Here is a 19,839-nt window from a genome sequence, read left to right on the forward strand (position 1 = left end):
CGAGCTCGGCCACCGGCCGCTGTGCACGGGTCCATCTAGTCCCAGTAGTTGAAGAGCGCTTCGCCGCGAGTCGCAGGCTTCCAGTACTCGATATCGGCTGGGTCGATCTCGGGCTGGGCTGCGGCGTCGAACGGACCATTGAGGTCGGCTGCGGTATGCGCCTCGAATCCCGACTGCTCGGCAAGGGCGGCTACCAGTTCGCGGGCATCGACGAATGTCAGTGGGCCGGACTCGTTCGCGCCGTCGGCATGATCGATCACTCGCGGTTCGGCGATCGCGAGAACCGCTGAATCGCGTCGCCAGACCACCGCGACCCGGTAGTCGCCGTAGGCAACGATTCCCTGGTGGAAGTTCGGCGTCACATCATCGGGTGAACGGAACTCGATCACTTTTCCGCCTGTGCGGCGGGCCGCGTCGTAACACGCCTGGCGGAATGCGCGGAGTTGGATCACGACGGTGATGGTATCGCCAACTCGACGTGCGGGTTCGCGAGCGGAACCACTCGTTCGCACGCTGGCTATTCGCGGACTGCGTCCGGGGTCTGCTGTTACGCTGCGCAGAGCAAATGGAACGTGTTCTAGAAAGTGGTGACGGCATGACGCAGGTGAAGCTCGTTTTCGCGCTGTGGGGTGCCGAGGATCTGCTGGCTGCCGAACTGGCCGAGCGTCTCGGGGCCGCGGGAGTCGAGACGGCTCAGGTGAACATTTCCGACAGCGCGGTCGCGCAGGCCATGGTGCGACTCACGGCGTTCGATGCGCCGGTGCAGGCGGTGGTCAGCGTCTGGTTGCGTGACGAGCAGGGCGTCGGGGCCGTGGCCGAAGTGCTCGCAGCGGTCGCCGATCGGGTCGTCGGGTGGCGGGTCGAGGCGGTGTCGCCGATCGAGCTGCCCGCCGTTCCGATCGGGGAGCGCGCGGCGGGGCTGTCGAACATCGCCTTCCTGCGGCGTCCCGCCGATCAGCCCTACGACGAGTGGCTGGACTACTGGCGCAACCAGCACACCGAGATCGCTATCGCGACCCAAGCGACATTCGGCTATGTGCAGAACCGGGTGATCGGTGCTGCGACGGACGGAGCACCAGAGGTCGCCGCCGTGATCGAGGAGCTGTTCCCGATCGAGGCCCTGACCGACCCACACGCGTTCTACGGCAGCGGTGGTGACAACGCGGAGCTGGCCCGGCGATTCGATCGATTGATGACGAGCGTCGCCAAGTTCGGCGCGGACAAGAACATCGACGTGGTCCCGACGAGCCGCTATCGCATTCTCTGAGTCGACGGGCCGCGCGGGGCCGTTACTCGCGGCTGGCCAAGGCGTCGAGCCAGGTCCCGGCCGCATACGATGCGCAGCCGTGCCCGGGGTCGTCGACCTCACGGCTCATCAGCCGATTATCCCAAGACATGACAGCGAGGGGTCGACATCCGTCGATCGGAACCTCTGATTTACCCGAGGTGTGCTCGAAGCGGGCTCTGCCGATCGCGGACTTCGTATCGGTGCATGGAATCTTGTGTCGGTCTCCCCACTCAGGGTGGGTTTGATGCTCACCCCGGGGGTTAGCTGGGCGATACCTGTGGTCCCTATCTCCAGGGGCGTGGAGAGCGGATAGTAATAGTCATCCCCTATGACGATCTCCATTACGAAGGAACTACGGAATGCAGCCGAGTTACGTTCACCACGTCAGGCAGCAAGTTTTGAAATACGGGGAGACCAGGTCGTACACCTATCTTCGTGAGGCCGGACGCGAACTCACCGAGGAGATCGTCACCTATCGCGAACTCGATCGCGACGCCAGGGCTGTGGCCGCCTGGCTGGCCGACCGTCCGGAATCGGCGGAGCCTGTCGTGCTGCTCTATCTCGACGGAATGGAGTTCCTGCGAGCCTTCCTCGGCTGCCTGTATGCCGGTGTGGTTGCGGTGCCCGCGCCCGTGCCGCACGACGAGCGCAGTACCCAACGAGTGGCGGGCGTGATCGCGGATTCCGGTGCGCGCTTGGTCCTGACGACCACCAACTTCCAGCCGATGGTCGCGGCCGAAACGACCGCGATCGTCGTGGCAACCAACGAACCGCTCGGCGATCCAGAGGTGTGGCGGATGCCCGATATCGACTCGGGAACCATCGCGTTCCTGCAGTACACATCGGGTTCGACGGGCACCCCGAAGGGCGTCGTCGTCACCCACGGCAACCTCATGCACAACGAGGCCGCGATCACCGCGATCGGGTTCAACGATGCCGCGACCGGCGTCAGCTGGATCCCGCAGTTCCATGACATGGGACTGATCGGCTCGCTGCTCGGCACGATGTATGCCGGAGCGAACCTGGTGTTCATGTCGCCGACAACCTTCCTCAAGCGCCCGGCGCGTTGGTTACAGGCCATCGACAAGTACCGCGCCACCTTCACCGCCGCACCGAATTTCGCCTACGAACTCATCGCCCGAAGAGTTACCGACGAGCAGCTGGCCGATCTCGATCTGTCCACGCTCGAGGTTGCCCTGTGCGGGGCCGAGCCGGTTCGCGAACGAACCATGGCGGCGGTGCTCGAGCGGTTCGGGCCCGTGGGCTTGCGGTCGACGGCATTCCTGCCTGCCTACGGTCTGGCCGAGGTGACGCTGCTCGCCAGCGCCGGACCGATCAACGCGGCGCCCGTCGTCATGGACCACGGAAATGACGGCCGGCTCGTCGGCTGCGGGAGCGCGGCTCGCGGTCTCGACATCCGCATCGTCGACCCGAATACCCATCAGCAGACGCCGGGCGGCCACGTCGGCGAGATCTGGATTCGCGGCGAGAGCGTCACCGCCGGGTACTGGAACCGTCCGGAGGAGACCCGCGAGACCTTCGATGCCCACATCGGCAGCGAGGGGCCGTTCCTGCGCACCGGTGATCTCGGTCTGCTGCGTGATGGCGAGTTGTTCGTCGCGGGCCGCCTGAAGGATCTGCTGATCGTCAACGGCCGCAACCTGTATCCCCAGGACATCGAGGAACTGGTGAGCGAGCTACACCCGGCCCTCACCGCAGGGGTCGCCGTATCCGTCGATGCGGGCGGGCGGGAACGACTGGTCGTGATGCAGGGCGTGAAGAAGGGACTGCTGGGCGACACCACACTCGCCGAGCTGACCGCGGCGATCAAAATCGCGGTCGCTCGCGGGTTCGACGTCCCGGCGCCGAATGTCGTTCTCGTAGAAACCCGATCGGTGCACCACACCACCAGCGGCAAGGTCCAGCGCAGCTCGATGCGCGCCGCGTATCTGGAGGACCGCATCGGAGGCGTCCTGCACGAAGATCTCGAACCGGCACTGAGCCGAGCACTGACCGTCTGATCGACCTGCCCGCCGAGGAGCCGAAATATGTTCAGCACGACCGTCACCCACCCGTCGACAATCCAGGGTTGGCTCGTGGAGCGCATTGCCGACTACACCGAACGCGCACCGCACCAGGTGGACCCGGCGGTTCCGCTAGCCGAGCTCGGCATGGACTCCGTATCGACCGTGACCCTGTGTGGCGAGATCGAGGACCGGTGGTCATTGGACGTCGACCCGACCCTGGTCTTCGATTACCCCACCATCGCCGATATCGCCGGGTATATCGCCGCCGAGTTCAGCGTCGCCGCATGAACGATATCGCCATCGTCGGTCTCGACTGCCGGTTCCCGCAAGCAGCCGATCCAGCGGCATTGTGGCAGTTGCTGATCGAAGGGCGTGAGGTGATTTCGGAGGTTCCGGCAAGTCGCTGGAACGCCGAGGACTTCCACGACCCGGCCGGAGCGCCGGGCACGATCAACACCCGTAGCGGCGGATTCATCGACGACGCGGACGCGTTCGACCATGATTTCTTCGGCATCACGCCGCGTGAGGCGGAGGCGATGGATCCGCAGCAGCGATTGCTGCTGCAAGCCACCTGGCGCGCATTCGAGGATGCCACACTCGATCCGCGCGCCCAGTCCGGTTCTCGAACAGGGGTTTTCGTGGGCGTCATGGCCAATGAATGGGCCAACCTGCAGATGAGCGACTACCGCGCGATCACGCCGCAGCACGGGTCGGGCAACGGATACTTCATGACCGCCAACCGGTTGTCCTACCAGTTCGATCTGAAGGGTCCGAGCATCGCGGTCGACACGGCCTGCTCGTCCTCCCTGGTCGCGGTCCATCTCGCCTGCGCCGCTTTGGCTTCCGGTGAATGCGACCAGGCGGTCGCGGGCGGGGTGAACCTCGTGTTGACCCCGGCCGTCGGAGTGTTCTACACCCAAGCCGGTCTCTCCGCTCCGGATGCCCGGTGTAAACCGTTCAGCGGCAACGCCGACGGGATCGTGCGCGGCGAGGGTGTCGCGGTGCTGGTGCTGCGTCGCCTCTCCGACGCGCAGGCCGCAGGCCTGCCGATCTATGCGGTGATCAAAGGCAGCGCGGTCAACTCCGACGGGCGAAGCAACGGCATCACCGCCCCGAACCGGTGGGCGCAGCAGCAGGTGATCGGCGAGGCGTATCAGCGGGCCGGTGTCAGGTCCGAGGACGTTGACTTCATCGAGGCGCACGGCACCGGAACGGTGCTCGGCGACATGATCGAGGTCAAGGCGCTCGGCAAGCTGCACGCGAACGATCGCCCGCGACCCTGCGGAATCGGTTCCATCAAAGGCAATCTCGGCCACACCGAGGGTGCTGCCGGGGTCGCGGGCCTCATCAAGGTCGCGCTCAGCCTGCATCACGGTGTCGTTCCGCCGTCGCGGTTTGCCGACCAGGAGAACCCGCGGCTGCGGATGGCGGAGCACGGTCTGCGCCTGCTCGCCGAACCGATGTCGCTGGATGGGCCTGCGCACGGCGGCGTCAGTAGTTTCGGCATCGGCGGCACGAACGCGCACATGGTGCTGGCGAGTGCGCCCACGACCGCGGCGCGGGAGGACGGCGTGCCCGAACGGACAGCAGCGGCTTCGGGGCGTGCGGTGCTGACGCTGTCGTCGGACAACGAGGAAGGGCTGCGGCGCAACGCACTTCGGCTGGCCCAAACGTTGGGGTCGGTGCCGGAGGATCGGTTCGCGCAGCTGTGCTGGACGAGCAATCAGGTCAAGTCGTCGGGTCGCAGCCGGCTCGCGATCGTCGCGAACGACCGCGACGAGGCGATTGCCCGCCTGTGGTCAGGTGCGGAATCCGGTGTCGCGCAACCGCTCGCGGTCGGCTGGATGTTCACCGGACAAGGATCGCAATTCGCCGGAATGGCGGGGGCGCTGCACGCGGCGAGCCCCTCGTTCCGGCGTGCCCTGGCACTGGTCGATGACGCCATGACCGCCCACCTCGGCCGCTCGGTGCGGGATTTGCTGCTCGACGAGAGCGCCGACATCGACCGCACCGAACTCGCGCAGCCCGCGATCTTCGCGATGGAATACGCGCTGGCCAAGTCGCTCGCCGATGCGGGGGTCCAGCCCGCGTGGGTGATCGGTCACAGCATCGGCGAATTCGCGGCCGCGGCAGTGGCGGGGGTGTTCGACCTCGAGGACGCGTGCCGCCTTGTCGTCGCGCGTGGCCGACTGATGCAACAGTTGCCGCCGGGCGGGATGATGCTCGCCGCGCGAACTGCCGAGGCGCAGATTGCGGATGTGCTCGCCGACGAACAGATGGTCACGCTCGCCGCTGTCAACGGACGAGATGAGGTAGTGATTTCCGGTGCCGCGGAGGCGATCACGCGCATCGGGGCAGCGCTGGACGCGCGGGCTGTGACCACGAAGACGCTCACGGTGTCCCACGCGTTCCACAGCCCGCTGATGGATCCGATGCTGGCCGAATTCGAAGCCATCGCGCGCGCCTGCACCTTCCGTGCACCTGGGCTCCCGGTTTACTCGACCGTGCGCGGCTGCCTACTTGCTGCAGACGAGGCGATGGACGCCGCGTACTGGACCGAACACGTCCGTGCCACTGTGCTTTTCGGCGCCGCAATCGAAGCCGCACTTGGCACCGAGCCCACGCATGTCGTCGAGATCGGTCCGCGTCGAGTCCTGGTTCCCCTCGTCGGTCGTATCCGGCCCGACCTGATTGCGCGCTGCCTGGCGCCGAGTCCGGGTCCCGGCGCGACCGGCAGCGAACTCGCCGAGGTCGTCGCCGCGCTGTATCGCGATGGTGCGGACCCCGCCTGGGACGAACTGTACGAACCGGCACAGCGTGTCCGCTATCGCCTGCCGGTGTATGAATTCGCGACCGAGCATCGGTTCTGGGTCGAGCCGCCCGCCTTCAGCTCGGCGGTCGCGGACCCGCCCGGATCATCGACCGCGCTGCATGCCGAACTACACACTCTTCCAATAGCTTTCGCACATCGCGAGGACACTACGATGGACCAACTGGTCGCACTCTTCCGTGAGCAGAACGCCGTATTGGCGAGCATGGTTGCGGCACCAACCGAAGCGCGCGCGCCGCAGGCTGTTGCCGAACGGTCCAATACCGCGCCCACCGCCAACACCCCGGACGCCGTCGCCGCTATCGTGCGTGCAGAACTGGCCAGGGTCAGCGGATTCCCTGCCGACCGGCTTCGCGAAACCCAAACCCTCAGTGACGGACTCGGATTCGACTCCCTCATGCTGACCGATCTGTTCGCCGGACTCGTCCGCAAACTTCCTGGACTCACCATCGACCCGAGCTGGTTCACGGCGGCGACGACCATGGGTGACGTCATTACCTACGCCACGGGTCAGTTCGCCGGTCCGTCTGCCCCTGATGTCACACCGCCTGCTGTCCATGCCGCAGTACCGGCGGCGACTATCGCCGCCGCAGACGGTCCCGGTGTCGCACCGGAATCCCGGCCCACCGCCGTTGCGCCGGAGTACCTGATCTCCGAGTTCGCCGAGGTGAAGGCCATCGCCGATCGGCTTGCCGGCGGCGAGGCGCTCGGCCTGTCCAACCCGTACTTCCTGATCAACGATGGAGTCACCCGGGACACCTCGATCATCGGCGGCGCGCAGGTGGTCAACTTCTCCAGCTACAACTATCTGGGCATGTCCGGTCACCCTGCGGTCGTCGAGGCAGTTCAGGACGCGGTCGCCCGCTACGGCAGCTCGGTCTCGGCCAGCCGCGTACTCTCCGGTGAGAAGCCGGTGCACCGCGAGCTGGAGGCCGAACTCGCCGCGCTGCTCGGCACCGAGGATGCGATCGCACTCGTCGGCGGCCACTCTACGAACGTCACGATCATCGGCCATATCGTCGGGCCGGAAGACCTCGTGATCCACGACAGCCTCGCGCACGACAGCATCCTGCAGGGGTGCAAACTCTCGGGCGCGACCCGGCGGCCGTTCCCGCACAACGACCACGCCGCACTTGATGCTCTGCTGAACGACATTCGCCACCAGTACCGCCGCGTCCTCATCCTCATCGAGGGCGTCTACAGCCAGGACGGCGACATCCCCGATCTGCCCGCGATCATCGATCTCAAGAAAAAGCACAAGGCGCTGTTGATGATCGACGAGGCGCACAGCATCGGCGTGCTCGGCGCGCACGGCGGCGGGATCGGCGAATACTTCGATGTCGATCGGCGCGACGTCGAATTGTGGTCCGGCACCATGTCTAAGGCGCTCGCCGGATGTGGTGGCTACGTGGCGGGCAGCGCGGAGCTGATCCGCTACCTGAAATACACGACGCCCGGATTCGTCTACAGCGTCGGCATGACACCGATGAACGCGGCCGCCTCGCTGGCAGCGATGCGACAACTGCGGGCCGACCGCGAGCCACTCGAACGCCTGCGGCACAACTCGCGACTTTTCCTGCGGCTGGCCCGTGACGCCCGCATCAACACCGGTGACAGCAACGACACCCCGGTCATCCCGTGCATCGTCGGTGACTCGCTGAAGACGATGAGACTGTCCAATGCTTTGCTGACCCGCGGCATCAACGTCAACCCGATCATCTATCCAGCCGTTCCGGAAGACCTTGCGCGCCTTCGGTTCTTCGTCACGGCCTGCCATACCGAGGACCAGATTCGCGACACCGTCGAGATCCTCACCGAGGAACTCGGCGTGCTCGCGCAGCAATAGACGACGCCCGCTGCCGCGTACCGAGCACTTTTCTCAGCGCAGGTGAGGACCGTGCCGACGGCCGTGAAAAGATCTGTGCGAGTAAGCCATCCGCGCAACGGTGCCGGGTGGGCATTGTCGAATCGAGGGAAGCGGGAATCTGTGTTGGACGGGGGACTCTTCGTAGTCGTTCTCGTTGTGTTGCTGGTCGCTGTGCTGCTGGTCGTGGTGGCTGCGGCAATGAACTGGGATCCGAAAAGTCGCCGCGAACAAGATGATTGGGACGAGGAGCCCGATGAACGCCGCCGTCCGCGCGGGCGAGTTGCGCAGCGTCAGGGCGGCCATTGGCCGCAGCGGGACGATCGATACTGATCACGTGGTGCAGTGGTAACACCGAACCGGTCGGGTAGCCCGGCTCGGTGCCCCTGCGGTCAGTCGGTCCGGTCGCCGACCTCCGGGAATCTGGCTCGCAGTTGGTCCAAGCACCTGCGAACCTCGTCCAACTCTCTACCGAACAGCTGCGCCTCGGCGGTCGATCGGAGGACTCCGCGACGGGTCGTCAATGTTTCGATCGTGCTGGTCAGGGTTGCGGCCTCATGGGTGAGCAGGTCATAGAACACGCGGGCCTGTTCTATGTCGGACTCGTCGAGCATCTGCTATCCGTATCAATCAGCCTGCGCCGCAAGGTGTTCGATAGTTCTACTGCTGTACACCTGGTCGTTTCCCATGGTTCATGATTGCCTCGGGCTCGTCCGTAGTCAATGGCACCTATGCGATGCCGGTGCTCGTCGAAGGGGTGGTCCACGCCGCTGTCCGAACCGAGTTCTCGACGCTGCGTAGTTGCCGGCGCCCGTCTACTGTCGGTCCGGTGACCACCACGACCACGTCCGCGCCGGCGCGATTTCGGCTGTTCGGCAGCGCCATCCGCCTGGTGACCGATCCACTGCGAGCGCTGTCCGAACTGCCCGCATACGGCGATATCGTCACGATCGGGATGGGGCGGTGGCAGGCGTTCGTGGTCTGCGACCCCGAGTTGACCAAGCAGGTCCTTGTCGACGACCGGATCTATGACAAAGGCGGCGTGCTCGCCGAGCGTGCCAGGGAGATCGCCGGCAATGGCTTGGTCACGTGCAGTCATGCCGACCATCGCCGCCAGCGGCGGCTGGTGCAGCCCGCCTTCGGGCGAGACCTGCTACCCGGCTACGCGGCGGTGATGGCCGAACAGGTCACGGCGGTGACCGAGACTTGGCAAGACGGCGGAATCATCGATGCGCTCGCGGCCATGTATGCGATCACCACGCGGATCAGCTGCGCGACAATGTTCGCCACCGAAATACCGGCGGACCGCCTCGCCCAGGTGACCAGCGATCTCGACACCTTCATGTCGGGGGTGTATCGGCGTGTTCTGCTCCCGCCACTGCTGGACCGGATTCCCACGCCGGGCAAACGCCGCTACGACCAGGCCGTAACGCGTCTGCGCGGCCTCGGCGAGGAGATCGTCGCCGATGATCGGGTCGCCGACCGCGGCGCCATCCTGTCGGTCCTCATGGCAGCGCGCGACGAGCACGGTGCCGGGCTGTCGGAGGCGGAGCTGGCCGACCAGGTGGTGACGTTCTTCGCAGCCTCGGTCGACACCACCGCGGTCGCGTTGGCCTGGGCATTGCACCTGTTGACGGATCATCCGGACGTCGCGGACCGCGTGCACCAGGAGGCCGATGCGGTGCTGTCGGGCCGCACCGCCACCCTGGCCGATCTGCCCGCACTCGAGCTCACCGGCCGGGTCGTCATGGAGACCCTGCGGCTGTACCCGCCCCTGTGGTTTCTCACCCGTGTCACCACGGCGGCCACCGAGCTGGGCGGACACCGGATTCCGGCGGGCGCCACGGTCGTCTGCAGCCCCTACCTCATCCATCACCGCGGCGACCTGCACTCCGAGCCGGGGCGTTTCGACCCCGACCGGCACGACGAGCGGCTGGCCCGCGGCGCGCTCGTCCCGTTCGGCGTCGGTGCCCGCAAGTGCATCGGCGAGAGCTTCGCCATGGCCGAAACAACTCTTGCCCTGGCCACTCTCGCCGCGCGCTGGCGCTTCGAAGCGGTCTCCGACACGCGAACCGTGGCCGCACCCAGGTTTGTGCTCGCGCCGCGAACGCTGCGATTGCGCACCGTGGCGCGCTGACCGAGCGGTATTGCTGATCGGGCGAAGCGGACAAAACACTCCCCGCAATTGGGAAACCGTCCAGTTTGCATCGCCCATAAACTCCTCCATGGTGCACGGCCTCCACAGATGGACAGGGGCCGGAGTCGGACCGCCCCGGGGCTCCGGGCCGGTCCGGGCGATAGGAGGCCAGAGATGACAGCCGTCGACAATGACACGCAGGTGGGCGCCTTCGTGCGCGGCGACTCGGAACTACTGGAGACCGATCTCCGGGTGTTTCTCGCCGAACTGACGGTCTCGGCATCGAAGGTGGCAGGCGCTGCCTACGGGCCACGGGAACTGGACACCGCGCTGCGGCAGGCATTCCACGACCCGATCACCGACGCGCTGGGGTCGAAGGTGGGGCAGGAGGCCCTGCGCCCGGCAGGCGGTCCGGGCTTTCGGCCGTCGATCGTGTACTGGGTCTTCCGCAACTACCGGGGTTTCGCGAGTACCGGCGAGGCGGCCGCCGATCTGGCGGTCATCCGCCGGGTAGCGGTGGCGGTTCGAATTCTTTTGAAGGCCGCGGTCGTCCTCGACGATATCGAGGACGGCAGTCCGGTGCGCTACGGCGAGCCCGCGTTGCATGCCACCCACGGAGTGCCGCTCGCCCTCAACACCGGAGCCTGGATGGTGCTCGCGGCGCTGCGTCACACGCAAACCCCTGCCGTCGTCGGCTACCTCGTGCAGGCCGTCGAGAACGGCTTCATCGGTCAGTCGATAGACATGTCCACCCGGCTGGCCGAGGTCCGGCGCGAGATCGTCGCGGCACAGGTGAGCGATCGGGTGAAGTTCTGGGAGTCGGTCGCGACGTTGAAGACCTCGACGCTGTTCCGGATGCCGCTCAACGCGGCCGCGACCGCGCTGCGGGTGCCGGAGGAGGAGCTGACCGTGCTCGACGACGCCATGCGGCAGTTGGGCTTGGCAAGCCAGATCTTCAACGACCTCACCGATTTCGTGCCCGAGTTCGGCGGTGCCAACACCCACGAGGACTTCGACGGGCTGACCAACAGGGTGTGCCTCGAACTGCTCGGCGCCGAACCCGCGCTCTCCGAGCTCGGCGCCGACATGGTCGGCGAGCGGTTGAAGACCTTCACCCTCGGCCACCCTGGATTCGGTGCGACGCTGGTCGAGCTCGCGGCACAGGCGGTCGACCTCAAGGAAAAGGCCAAGAGCCGCATTCATCAACTGTGCCGATCGACCGACAGCGCAACGTATTTCGACATGACGATCGATCGCAAGGGTCATGTCATGGAGCGGTTGCACGACGCCGTTCGTGCCCAGTACTCGAACGAGTAGCGCGACGTGGCAACCATGATCATGCAACGGCTACGTGCCGAAACCCGCGCCTGGCACAACGCGCTGGAAGCGACACCCTTCAACCTTGAACTCCTGAGTAGGACACTGCCGCTGGGCCGCTATGTCGGCCAGTTACGGGCCTACCGAATCATCCTCGGCGCCCTGGAGACCGGGCTGGCCGGCTCCGACGACCCGACAGTGACCGCGGTGTGGCGCTCCGATCTTGCCAAAGTGCCGCTGCTGGAACAGGATTTGGAGTTCTTCGATGCTGTGTCCGACGACGTCACGGCCGTCACCGTGGCAGCACAGTTCGCGGCGCTGATCTCCGACCGGATCACCGCGGCTCCCGCCGCGGCGCTCGGGTTCCTGTATGTGATGGAAGGGTCCACGATGGGCGGATTGGAGTTGACCGCACATGTCCGGGCGACGTTCGGATTGGCGGACGGTCGCGGCCTCGCCTACTACAACAGCGGCGACCGGCAACGCTGGGCCGGTTTCGCCGCACGGATGAACGACGTCGTCATCGATGCACCCGTGCAGCAGACGGTGCTGGGGGCGGCGGACACGGGCTACCGGGCGATAGCTGACACGCTGGCCGCGCTGTCGCGGCCGGATCGCGAAGAATCGATGCCCGGTGAGTAGCGTCGATCGATATGGGAGCGCCTCGATCCGCTTTATCCACGGTGGGCACACGGAAGCTCGCCGCGGAATGCATCGCCGACATTCCGGTGCTAACCCGTCGCCTGCTGGCGGCGATCTTCACCGACAACCCGGAATGGACCGACTACACCTCGGTGCCGCGCGCGGACCTGCGTGACGGTTGCCGCCGCTACCTGACGCGCATCCTGGAACTGCTCAGCGGTGCTGCGACCGATCCCGAACGCGACGACGTCGCCGCCTCGATCGGCCGGCATCGCGCCGAACAGGGTGTGCCGCTGGAAGCGATGCTGCGCACCTTCCGGCTCGGTGGACGGATCGTGTGGGAAGCGTTGCTGGACAACGCCGAAAGCGCCGGCTCGCAGCCACACGAGATCCGCGAAGCCGGCACCGCCATGTGGACGGTGATCGACGGGTTGTCTTCGGCGTTGTCCACGTCGTATCGGAACACCGAGCTCGAGCAGGTGCGCAGGGATGAGCGACGCAGGCATGCGCTGATCGAGGATCTGCTGGCCGGGCGCGCCCAGGATGCCACGTTCGCCGCGCGGGCGGCCCGTGAGCTCGAGCTGCCCGTGCACGGCGCTTATCTGGTGCTGGCAGCGGATGTAAGGGCAGACGGCCGGCCCGCGCTGGTCGGGCCCGAGACCGTCCTGGCGGCACTGGGCATCCGCTCGGTGTGGCACACCCGTGTCGACAGCATGATCGGGCTGGTGTCGCTGGAACAGCGGGACATCGCCGCCGTGCTCGACCCGTTGCGTCCCCTCGTCCGCGGCCGGGCCGCGTCGTCGCCCGCGGTGCCCGGGCTTGCCCAGGTGGACAGCGGCCACGCGCTGGCTCGAATCGCCATGGACACGCTGCCCAAGGGTGCGGTCGAGCTGGTGTCGCTCGAGGAGCGCTATCCGGAGGCCCTGCTGGTGAACTCCCCGGATCTGACCGGACTGCTGGTTGCCCGCACGCTCGGCCCGGTGCTGGAGTTGCCGCGGCGAGAACGCGACGTGCTGCTGCAGACCCTCACGGCCTGGCTGGCCGAAAACTGTTCGGCGGCCAATGCATCGATCCGTCTGCACTGCCACCGCAACACCGTGCTCAACCGCCTGCAGCGCGTCTCCGGCCTGATCGGTCGCCCGGTCGACGGGCAGCGCGCCTATCTCGAGCTTTCGCTCGCATTGTCGGCGCTCGAGCTGACGGGACGTACAGACTGACCCCGCCTACACGCCGATCCGGGAGCAGGCGGATTGGGCGCAGCGCCCAATTTCGTGGCCCGATTGCTGGGCTTCGAAGGCATTGTATGTGCATTCCGGTCCGGCAAGACTCGATCGAAACGACCTATGCCACAACCTCGGTGTAGTCGAATCATTCGAGATTGAGGAGCACCACGAGTGCCGGAGTTCGACCTGCTGGTGATCGGAGGCGGGCCTGGCGGCTATGTCGCCGCCATCCGTGCGGCCCAGCGTGGCCTGTCGGTGGGCCTGGTGGAGAAGGAGCGACCAGGGGGAGTGTGCCTGAACTGGGGCTGCATTCCGACGAAGGCAATGTTGCGATCGGCCGAGGTGTTCCAAACAGTCAAGGACGCAGCAGATTACGGCGTGTACGCCGACAACGTGCGTTTCGACTTTCCTGCCGTGCGGCAGCGCAAGGACGGCATCGTCAAGGAGCTCACCGACGGGGTCGCCGGTCTGCTCGCGGCCAACGGTGTCACCGTCATCGAGGGACACGCTCGTTTCACCGGACCGACCACCGTCGACGTGCACGAGGTCGGTCCGTCCCCGATCGGTCCCGACGGCCCGCGCTACGCGGCCGCGCCCACCGCGGCGATCCGGCAGCTCACCGCACGCGACATCATCGTCGCGACCGGATCCGTGCCCGCGCGCCTGCCCGTGCCAGGAGCCGACCTGCCCGGGGTGATCACCTCCGACGGCGCGTTCGGTCTGACGACCGTTCCGGACCGGCTGGTGATCGTCGGCGGCAGCGCAGTCGGCGCCGAATGGGCAAGCCTGTTCGCCACTTTCGGCAGCGACGTCACCATCGTGGAGATGCAGGACCGCCTGGTTCCCGCCGAAGACAGCGACATCGGCGCTGCCCTGGGCCGGTCCTTCACGAAGCACGGCATCTCGGTGCTGACCGGAACAACGGTCGCCTCGATCGCGCAGGGCGAGGCGCTGCGGGTCACGGTGACAGGCAAGCACGCGCGTGAACTCGACGCCGATGTCGTGCTCGTCGGTGTCGGACGTCGCCCCAACACTGCCGACCTCGGACTCGACCGCGCCGGAATCGCCACCGACGAAAGAGGATTCATTCCGGTGGACGATCGGTTGCGCACCGGCGTCGAGCATGTCTACGCGATCGGCGACGTCACCGGCCGGGCGTTGCTCGCGCACGTCGCCTCGCACCAGGGCCTCACCGCGGCCGATGTCATTGCCGGACACGCCAGCCACATCGACTACACCGCCATCCCCGCCGCGACGTTCACCCACCCCGAGATCGCCAGTGTCGGCCTGACGGAGGCCGCGGCGCGCGCGGCCGGACACGAGATCGTCACCGCGCGGTTCCCCTTCGCGGCGCTGGGTCGCGCCAAGACCTTCGGCGACACCGAAGGCTTCGTCAAAATCATTGCCGGAAAGCAGTATCAGGAAGTGCTCGGCGTCCACATCATCGGACCGTCGGCCAGCGACCTGATCACCGAGGGCGCTCTCGCGATCAGTCTCGAGGCGACGCTCGACGAACTTGCCGACACCATCCACGCCCACCCCACCCTCGGCGAGATCGGGATGGAGGCCGCACTGACCGCGCTCGGCCTGCCCGTGCACATCGCGCCGCGGCAGCGCTGAGGAGGATCACCGTGACCGAAACAATCGACCGCGCTCCCAACGCCTTCGCCGTCGAGGAGCCCGACACCCTGCGCGGTTACCTGCGCGACATGATGTTCATCCGGCGCTTCGAAGAACGCGCCGCCCAGGGCTACTCCCAGGCCAAGATCGGCGGCTACTGCCACCTCAATCTCGGTGAGGAAGCCACCGTCGTCGGCCTCGGCGCGGCAATGCGGCCCACCGACTACCTGTTCACCAACTATCGCGAACACGGCTACGCCCTCGCGAAAGGCATCGAGCCCGGCCGGGTGATGGCCGAACTGTACGGTCGCACTACCGGCACGTCCAAAGGCTGGGGCGGTTCGATGCACATGTTCGACACCGCTACCCGCCTGCTCGGTGGCTACGGCATCGTGGGTGGTCAGCTTCCGCTCGCCGTCGGCGCCGCACTCGCCATCGACTATCGCGGCGAGGACGACGTGGTGGTGTGCCAAATGGGTGAGGGCACAACGAATATCGGGGCATTCCACGAATCCCTCAATATCGCGGCGCTGTGGAATCTGCCGGTCGTGTTCGTGGTGATCAACAACCAGTTGGGGATGGGCACCACGGTCGAGAAATCCTCCGCCGAACCCGACCTGTACAAGCGTGCCGCCGCCTACCGGATGCGCGGGGAACAGGTCGACGGCACCGATGTGCTCGCCGTCCGCGATATTGCCAGGGACCTGCTGGAAACCGCTCGGCGCGAGGGTAAACCAGCGCTGCTGGAGACGGTGAGCTACCGGCTCAAGGGGCACTCGGTGGTCGATCCGGCGAAGTACCGCAGCGGCGAGGACACTGCGGCCGCCCGCGAATCCGACCCGGTGGTGCGGTTGCGCGGGGAACTGATCGACGCAGGCGTTCTGGACGAATCCGATGTTGCGGCTATCGAGTCGGCCGTCGAGGCCGAGGTCGACGCGGCGGTGGCTTTCGCTGACGCGAGCCCGCACCCGGACCCGTCGACCCTGTTCGACTACACCTACGCCACGCCGGTGGCGGGGGGAGAGTCGCGCAGGCTGCCCGCCGATCCGCTCTTCTGACCGCACGCTCTTCTGAAACGCAAAGGACAACCGTGCCTGTCATCACCTATCGCGAAGCGCTGCGCGAAACCCTGCGCCAGGAAATGCAACGCGACGAGGACGTCTTCCTGATCGGGGAGGAGATCGGCGTCTTCGAAGGCTCCTACAAGATCACCGCGGGCCTGCTCGCCGAATTCGGCGAGAAGCGCGTGCGCGACACTCCGATCGCCGAGGAGGGTTTCGTCGGCGCCGCGGTCGGCGCCGCGATGCTGGGGCTGCGCCCGGTCGTGGAGATCATGACGATCAACTTCTCGCTGCTGGCGCTGGACCAGATCGTCAATCATGCCGCCAAGATCTACGGCATGTTCGGCGGGCAGACCAGCGTGCCGATGGTCATCCGCACCCCTGGCGGCGGCGGTCAGCAACTCGGCGCGACACATTCGCAGAACATCGAGCTCTACTACGCCTTCGTGCCCGGTCTCAAAGTCGTCGCCCCGAGCACCCCGGCCGACGCCCGCGCCCTGCTGCGGGCCGCGATCGAGGATGACGACCCGGTGCTCTTCCTGGAAAACCTCGCGCTCTACAACACCAAAGGTGAAGTGCCGGACGACCTTCCGCCTGCCGAGATCGGCAAGGCGGCGGTCACCCGCGAGGGCGCCGACATCACGCTCATCGGCTACTCGCGGATGGCGACGATCGCCACCCAGGTCGCCGAGCGGCTGGCCGAATCCGGCATCTCCGCAGAGGTTGTCGATCTGCGCAGTCTGCGTCCGCTCGATCGCGAGACCATCGTGGCCTCGGTGCGCAAGACCGGCTGTGCCGTGGTGGCGGAAGACGACTGGCTGACCTACGGGATCGGCGCCGAGGTCGCGGCGACCATCTCCGATGGCGCCTTCGATTACCTCGACGCACCGGTCCGGCGGGTTGCCGCGGCGGAAGTGCCACTGCCGTATGCCAAATCGCTCGAGCAGGCGGCGCTGCCGTCGGCCGAATCCCTGCACACGGCGGCGCTGGAAACGCTCGCCGCCGTCGGCCGCCGCCGCTGAGAACCCGAGGACGACAACATGCCAGAAATCACCATGCCGCGGCTCTCCGACACGATGGAGGAGGGCGTCGTCGTCGCCTGGCTCAAACAGGTCGGCGACAAGGTCACCCGCGGTGACGTCCTCGCCGAGATCGAGACGGACAAGGCCCTCATGGAGTTGGAGGCCTACGACGACGGGGTGCTCGAACAGATCCTGGCCGAGCCGGGAACCCGTGTCTCCATCGGGAACCCGATCGCGCTGATCGGGGACGGCACCGGGTCGATCGCGAAATCCGTTCCGCCGGTGTCTGCTCCGCCCGTGCCGACCGAATCGGCAACCGACGGCGCTGCGGCCGCAACGGCGACCGAAGTCGTTCGTACACAGGAGACTTCGGCCACCGCTGTTTCGGGTGGCCGCCCGAAGTCCTCGCCACTCGCTCGCAAGATCGCACGCGAATTGGGCGTCGACCTGGCCGCCGTGACAGGGACAGGCCCCGCCGGTCGGATCACTCGACAGGATGTGGATTCCGCCGCGCAGCGTATCGCTGTGTCCGCCGGCACCGCGGCGACGGCTGTCGCGGCCGCGGGTGTGATTGCAAGCGAATCGTCTCCTGCACAAGCGATTCCGGCCGGATACGACGATTTCGAGGAGGTGCCGCTCACCACCGTCCAGCAGGTGTCGGCCAAACGCCTCACCGAGAGCATGCAACAGGCGCCGCACATCTACCTGACCAGCGCCATCGACGTCACCGACCTGCTGGCCTTCCGTGCCGACATCAACGAGACACTGCGGATCGCCGGCGCCGGAAAGGTCAGTGTCAACGACCTGATCGTCAAGGCAGTGGCCGCGACACTGCGTGCCGACTCGTCGGTGAACGTCTCCTACGCGGGGGACAAGCTGCTGCGGCACAACGGCGTTCATATCGGGGTGGCCGTCGCGATCCCGGCCGGGCTCGTCGTGCCGGTCATCCGGGATGCCGACCGCAAGAGCATCTCCGAGATCGCCGCAGAGAGCCGGGACAAGGCAGAACGGGCCCGCGCCCGCAAGCTGCGCGCGGACGAAATGAGCGGCGGCACTTTCACGATCTCCAACCTCGGCATGTTCGGCATCGAACAATTCACCGCCGTGATCAACCCACCCCAAGCGGCCATCCTTGCCGTCGGCGCCGCCGCGGACGAGGTGCAACTGCTCGACGGTCAGGTCGTCGGTCGCAAGATTCTGCGAGTAACACTGTCGGCCGACCATCGCGCGGTCGACGGCGCCACGGCCGCCACCTTCCTCCAGCAACTGAAAGGTCTACTCGAACATCCACTCCGCATCGTTACCTGAACGGGGAATGATTCCGGGTGCATACCCGTCGGTAGCTGCCTAGGCTCACTGGGCTTTGTTGTTCAACCGCCTGGAGTTCCTCCGATGACAATGCCCCCGTCCTCCGCGCCCGGCCCCTCCGGTCGCGCGCAGCTCGGTTCGCCGATCGATACCGATGGCCCACGGGCGTCGCTGTATTCGCCGGAGTTCGCAGCAGACCCGCATGGCGCTTATCGCGAGATGCGGAAGAGATACGGGTCTTTGGTGCCGGTGGATTTGGCGCCGGGTGTGCCCGCCACCTTGGTGGTCGGGTACTACACGGCGCTTCGGATCTTCAACGACGAGGACCATTTCCCAGCCGACCCGCGCATCTGGCAGCAGGACATTCCCACCGGCTGCCCGGTGTTGCCGATGATGCAGTGGCGGCCGAACGCCTTGCGGAATGCCGGCAACGAGCACCTCCGCTATCGGCAAACCAACACCGCGGGTCTGGACAAGGTCGATCCCTACTGGCTGCACGACACCGTGGCCCAGATCGCGACCCCGCTGATCAATTCGTTCTGTACGGCGGGGTCCGCGGATCTGGTTCGCGGGTATGCGTTTCCACTCGCCTTCGCGGTCCTCAACGCCATGCTCGGCTGTCCGGCCGAGATCGCACAGCAGGCCGCGACCGGTATGGCGGCAATCTTCGAAGGTGTCGACGCGGACCGTGGCAACAAGATGCTCGTCGGTGCGCTGCTGGAGCTGACGCAGCTCAAACGCGCCGAACCCGGCGACGATGTCACCACGCGGATGGTGCAGCACTCTTCCGGTCTGAGCGATACGGAGATGGTGCACCAGTTGGCCACGCTCTACGGCGCGGGCATCGAACCGCAGCAGAATCTGATCGTCAACACCATGCTGCTGATCCTCACCGACGAGCGATTCGGCAGCGAGGTGCTCGGCGGTAGCCTCTCGACCAGGGACGCCCTCGATGAAGTGCTGTTCACCGATCCGCCGATGGCGAACTTCTGTATCAGCTTTCCGCGACAACCGATCCTGATCGACGACATCTGGCTGCCCGCCCATCAACCGGTCGTCATCAGCATGGCCGCCTGCAACAACGATCCCGAGATCAGCGTCGACCAGCACTCCGGCAACCGGTCTCACCTATCGTGGGGCGCAGGTCCGCACGTGTGTCCCGCCAGCTCGATGGCCTACATGATCGCCCAGGACGCCATCGACCAACTCCTCGACGCGTTGCCCGAGATCCGACTAGCCGGATCGCTGTCCGACTTGACCTGGCGCCCTGGCCCGTTCCACCGGGCATTGACCGCGCTACCGGTCGTCTTCCCGCCGGCACCGCCGCTACCGGAGCTGTAGCGCGCCACCGCGACAGGTGGTGGTTCGGTCTGCCGAGCGTCGAATCACCCGAAGCGGCGGGAGCGGCCGTACTGGTGGAGGGATGAGCGCGTGAGGTGCAGGAGTGGCACGGTTGATCGATACCGCGACCGCGCCCATCCGGAATTGGGCCTACCGGAG

At 66.4% G+C, this 19,839-nt stretch carries 16 protein-coding genes; 14 read left to right on the top strand and 2 right to left on the bottom strand.

From position 1 onward, the window contains the following. Window positions 1-35: 35 nt before the first annotated feature. Entirely contained in the window at window positions 36-452 is a 417-nt protein-coding gene (locus tag OHQ90_RS19435) for a hypothetical protein (protein ID WP_328399428.1), read from the bottom strand. A gap of 143 nt (window positions 453-595) precedes the next feature. Between OHQ90_RS19435 and OHQ90_RS19440 the strand changes: the two genes are divergently transcribed. The 5 genes from OHQ90_RS19440 to OHQ90_RS19460 all read left to right on the top strand — a co-directional run bounded on the left by OHQ90_RS19440 (window position 596) and on the right by OHQ90_RS19460 (window position 8,342). Then, window positions 596-1,267 carry a hypothetical protein gene (locus OHQ90_RS19440; RefSeq protein WP_328399430.1) on the top strand — a complete coding sequence of 224 codons (672 nt, stop codon included), beginning with the start codon at window positions 596-598 and terminating at the stop codon, window positions 1,265-1,267. A 380-nt stretch (window positions 1,268-1,647) separates the two neighbouring features. Then, window positions 1,648-3,309: a fatty acyl-AMP ligase gene (locus OHQ90_RS19445; RefSeq protein ID WP_328399432.1), complete on the top strand. Its 1,662-nt coding sequence runs from the start codon at window positions 1,648-1,650 to the stop codon at window positions 3,307-3,309. Window positions 3,310-3,336: 27 nt separating this feature from the next. Then, window positions 3,337-3,603 carry an acyl carrier protein gene (locus tag OHQ90_RS19450; RefSeq protein ID WP_328399434.1) on the top strand — a complete coding sequence of 89 codons (267 nt, stop codon included), beginning with the start codon at window positions 3,337-3,339 and terminating at the stop codon, window positions 3,601-3,603. After that, window positions 3,600-7,991 carry a type I polyketide synthase gene (locus OHQ90_RS19455; RefSeq protein ID WP_328399436.1) on the top strand — a complete coding sequence of 1,464 codons (4,392 nt, stop codon included), beginning with the start codon at window positions 3,600-3,602 and terminating at the stop codon, window positions 7,989-7,991. Before OHQ90_RS19450 ends, OHQ90_RS19455 begins: the two co-directional genes overlap by 4 nt. Window positions 7,992-8,132: 141 nt before the next feature. Then, on the top strand, window positions 8,133-8,342 hold the full coding sequence (locus OHQ90_RS19460; RefSeq protein ID WP_328399438.1) for a hypothetical protein: 210 nt from the start codon (window positions 8,133-8,135) through the stop codon (window positions 8,340-8,342). 59 nt (window positions 8,343-8,401) lie between these two features. Here the strand turns inward: OHQ90_RS19460 and OHQ90_RS19465 are convergent, their stop codons facing one another. Beyond that, the gene (locus OHQ90_RS19465; protein ID WP_328399440.1) at window positions 8,402-8,623 is read right to left on the bottom strand and encodes a hypothetical protein; all 222 of its coding nucleotides are present in this window, start codon (window positions 8,621-8,623) and stop codon (window positions 8,402-8,404) included. Window positions 8,624-8,838: 215 nt separating this feature from the next. Between OHQ90_RS19465 and OHQ90_RS19470 the strand changes: the two genes are divergently transcribed. The 9 genes from OHQ90_RS19470 (at window position 8,839) to OHQ90_RS19510 (ending at window position 19,680) form a co-directional block, all read left to right on the top strand. Continuing rightward, window positions 8,839-10,146, top strand: a complete 1,308-nt coding sequence (locus OHQ90_RS19470; protein ID WP_328399442.1) for a cytochrome P450 — start codon at window positions 8,839-8,841, stop codon at window positions 10,144-10,146. Between the two features lie 174 nt (window positions 10,147-10,320). Continuing rightward, complete coding sequence (locus OHQ90_RS19475) at window positions 10,321-11,463, top strand: polyprenyl synthetase family protein (protein ID WP_328399444.1); 1,143 nt, start codon at window positions 10,321-10,323, stop codon at window positions 11,461-11,463. 15 nt (window positions 11,464-11,478) lie between these two features. Continuing rightward, window positions 11,479-12,105, top strand: a complete 627-nt coding sequence (locus tag OHQ90_RS19480; RefSeq protein ID WP_328412946.1) for a biliverdin-producing heme oxygenase — start codon at window positions 11,479-11,481, stop codon at window positions 12,103-12,105. Between the two features lie 41 nt (window positions 12,106-12,146). Beyond that, a complete protein-coding gene (locus OHQ90_RS19485; RefSeq protein ID WP_328399446.1) occupies window positions 12,147-13,322 on the top strand; it encodes a PucR family transcriptional regulator in 1,176 nt (391 codons plus the stop codon). 177 nt (window positions 13,323-13,499) lie between these two features. Beyond that, entirely contained in the window at window positions 13,500-14,948 is a 1,449-nt protein-coding gene (lpdA, locus tag OHQ90_RS19490; RefSeq protein ID WP_328399448.1) for a dihydrolipoyl dehydrogenase, read from the top strand. A gap of 11 nt (window positions 14,949-14,959) precedes the next feature. Beyond that, a complete protein-coding gene (pdhA, locus tag OHQ90_RS19495; RefSeq protein WP_328399450.1) occupies window positions 14,960-16,006 on the top strand; it encodes a pyruvate dehydrogenase (acetyl-transferring) E1 component subunit alpha in 1,047 nt (348 codons plus the stop codon). A gap of 41 nt (window positions 16,007-16,047) precedes the next feature. Further along, on the top strand, window positions 16,048-17,031 hold the full coding sequence (locus tag OHQ90_RS19500; protein ID WP_328412947.1) for an alpha-ketoacid dehydrogenase subunit beta: 984 nt from the start codon (window positions 16,048-16,050) through the stop codon (window positions 17,029-17,031). Between the two features lie 18 nt (window positions 17,032-17,049). Next, window positions 17,050-18,339 carry a dihydrolipoamide acetyltransferase family protein gene (locus OHQ90_RS19505; RefSeq protein ID WP_328399452.1) on the top strand — a complete coding sequence of 430 codons (1,290 nt, stop codon included), beginning with the start codon at window positions 17,050-17,052 and terminating at the stop codon, window positions 18,337-18,339. 84 nt (window positions 18,340-18,423) lie between these two features. Then, window positions 18,424-19,680, top strand: coding sequence for a cytochrome P450 (locus OHQ90_RS19510; protein WP_328399454.1), 1,257 nt, complete (start codon window positions 18,424-18,426; stop codon window positions 19,678-19,680). The last annotated feature ends 159 nt before the right edge of the window (window positions 19,681-19,839 follow it).

Origin of the sequence: Nocardia sp. NBC_00403, assembly GCF_036046055.1 — a bacterium.
GTDB lineage: Bacteria > Actinomycetota > Actinomycetes > Mycobacteriales > Mycobacteriaceae > Nocardia.

What these genes read in the sequence shown, in the direction of transcription:
- OHQ90_RS19440 (WP_328399430.1), top strand. Translation starts at nt 596, where the DNA reads ATGACGCAGGTGAAGCTCGTTTTCGCGCTGTGGGGTGCCGAGGATCTG.
- OHQ90_RS19445 (WP_328399432.1), top strand. Translation starts at nt 1,648, where the DNA reads ATGCAGCCGAGTTACGTTCACCACGTCAGGCAGCAAGTTTTGAAATAC.
- OHQ90_RS19450 (WP_328399434.1), top strand. Translation starts at nt 3,337, where the DNA reads ATGTTCAGCACGACCGTCACCCACCCGTCGACAATCCAGGGTTGGCTC.
- OHQ90_RS19455 (WP_328399436.1), top strand. Translation starts at nt 3,600, where the DNA reads ATGAACGATATCGCCATCGTCGGTCTCGACTGCCGGTTCCCGCAAGCA.
- OHQ90_RS19465 (WP_328399440.1), bottom strand. Translation starts at nt 8,623, where the DNA reads ATGCTCGACGAGTCCGACATAGAACAGGCCCGCGTGTTCTATGACCTG.
- OHQ90_RS19475 (WP_328399444.1), top strand. Translation starts at nt 10,321, where the DNA reads ATGACAGCCGTCGACAATGACACGCAGGTGGGCGCCTTCGTGCGCGGC.
- OHQ90_RS19480 (WP_328412946.1), top strand. Translation starts at nt 11,479, where the DNA reads ATGATCATGCAACGGCTACGTGCCGAAACCCGCGCCTGGCACAACGCG.
- OHQ90_RS19505 (WP_328399452.1), top strand. Translation starts at nt 17,050, where the DNA reads ATGCCAGAAATCACCATGCCGCGGCTCTCCGACACGATGGAGGAGGGC.
- OHQ90_RS19510 (WP_328399454.1), top strand. Translation starts at nt 18,424, where the DNA reads ATGACAATGCCCCCGTCCTCCGCGCCCGGCCCCTCCGGTCGCGCGCAG.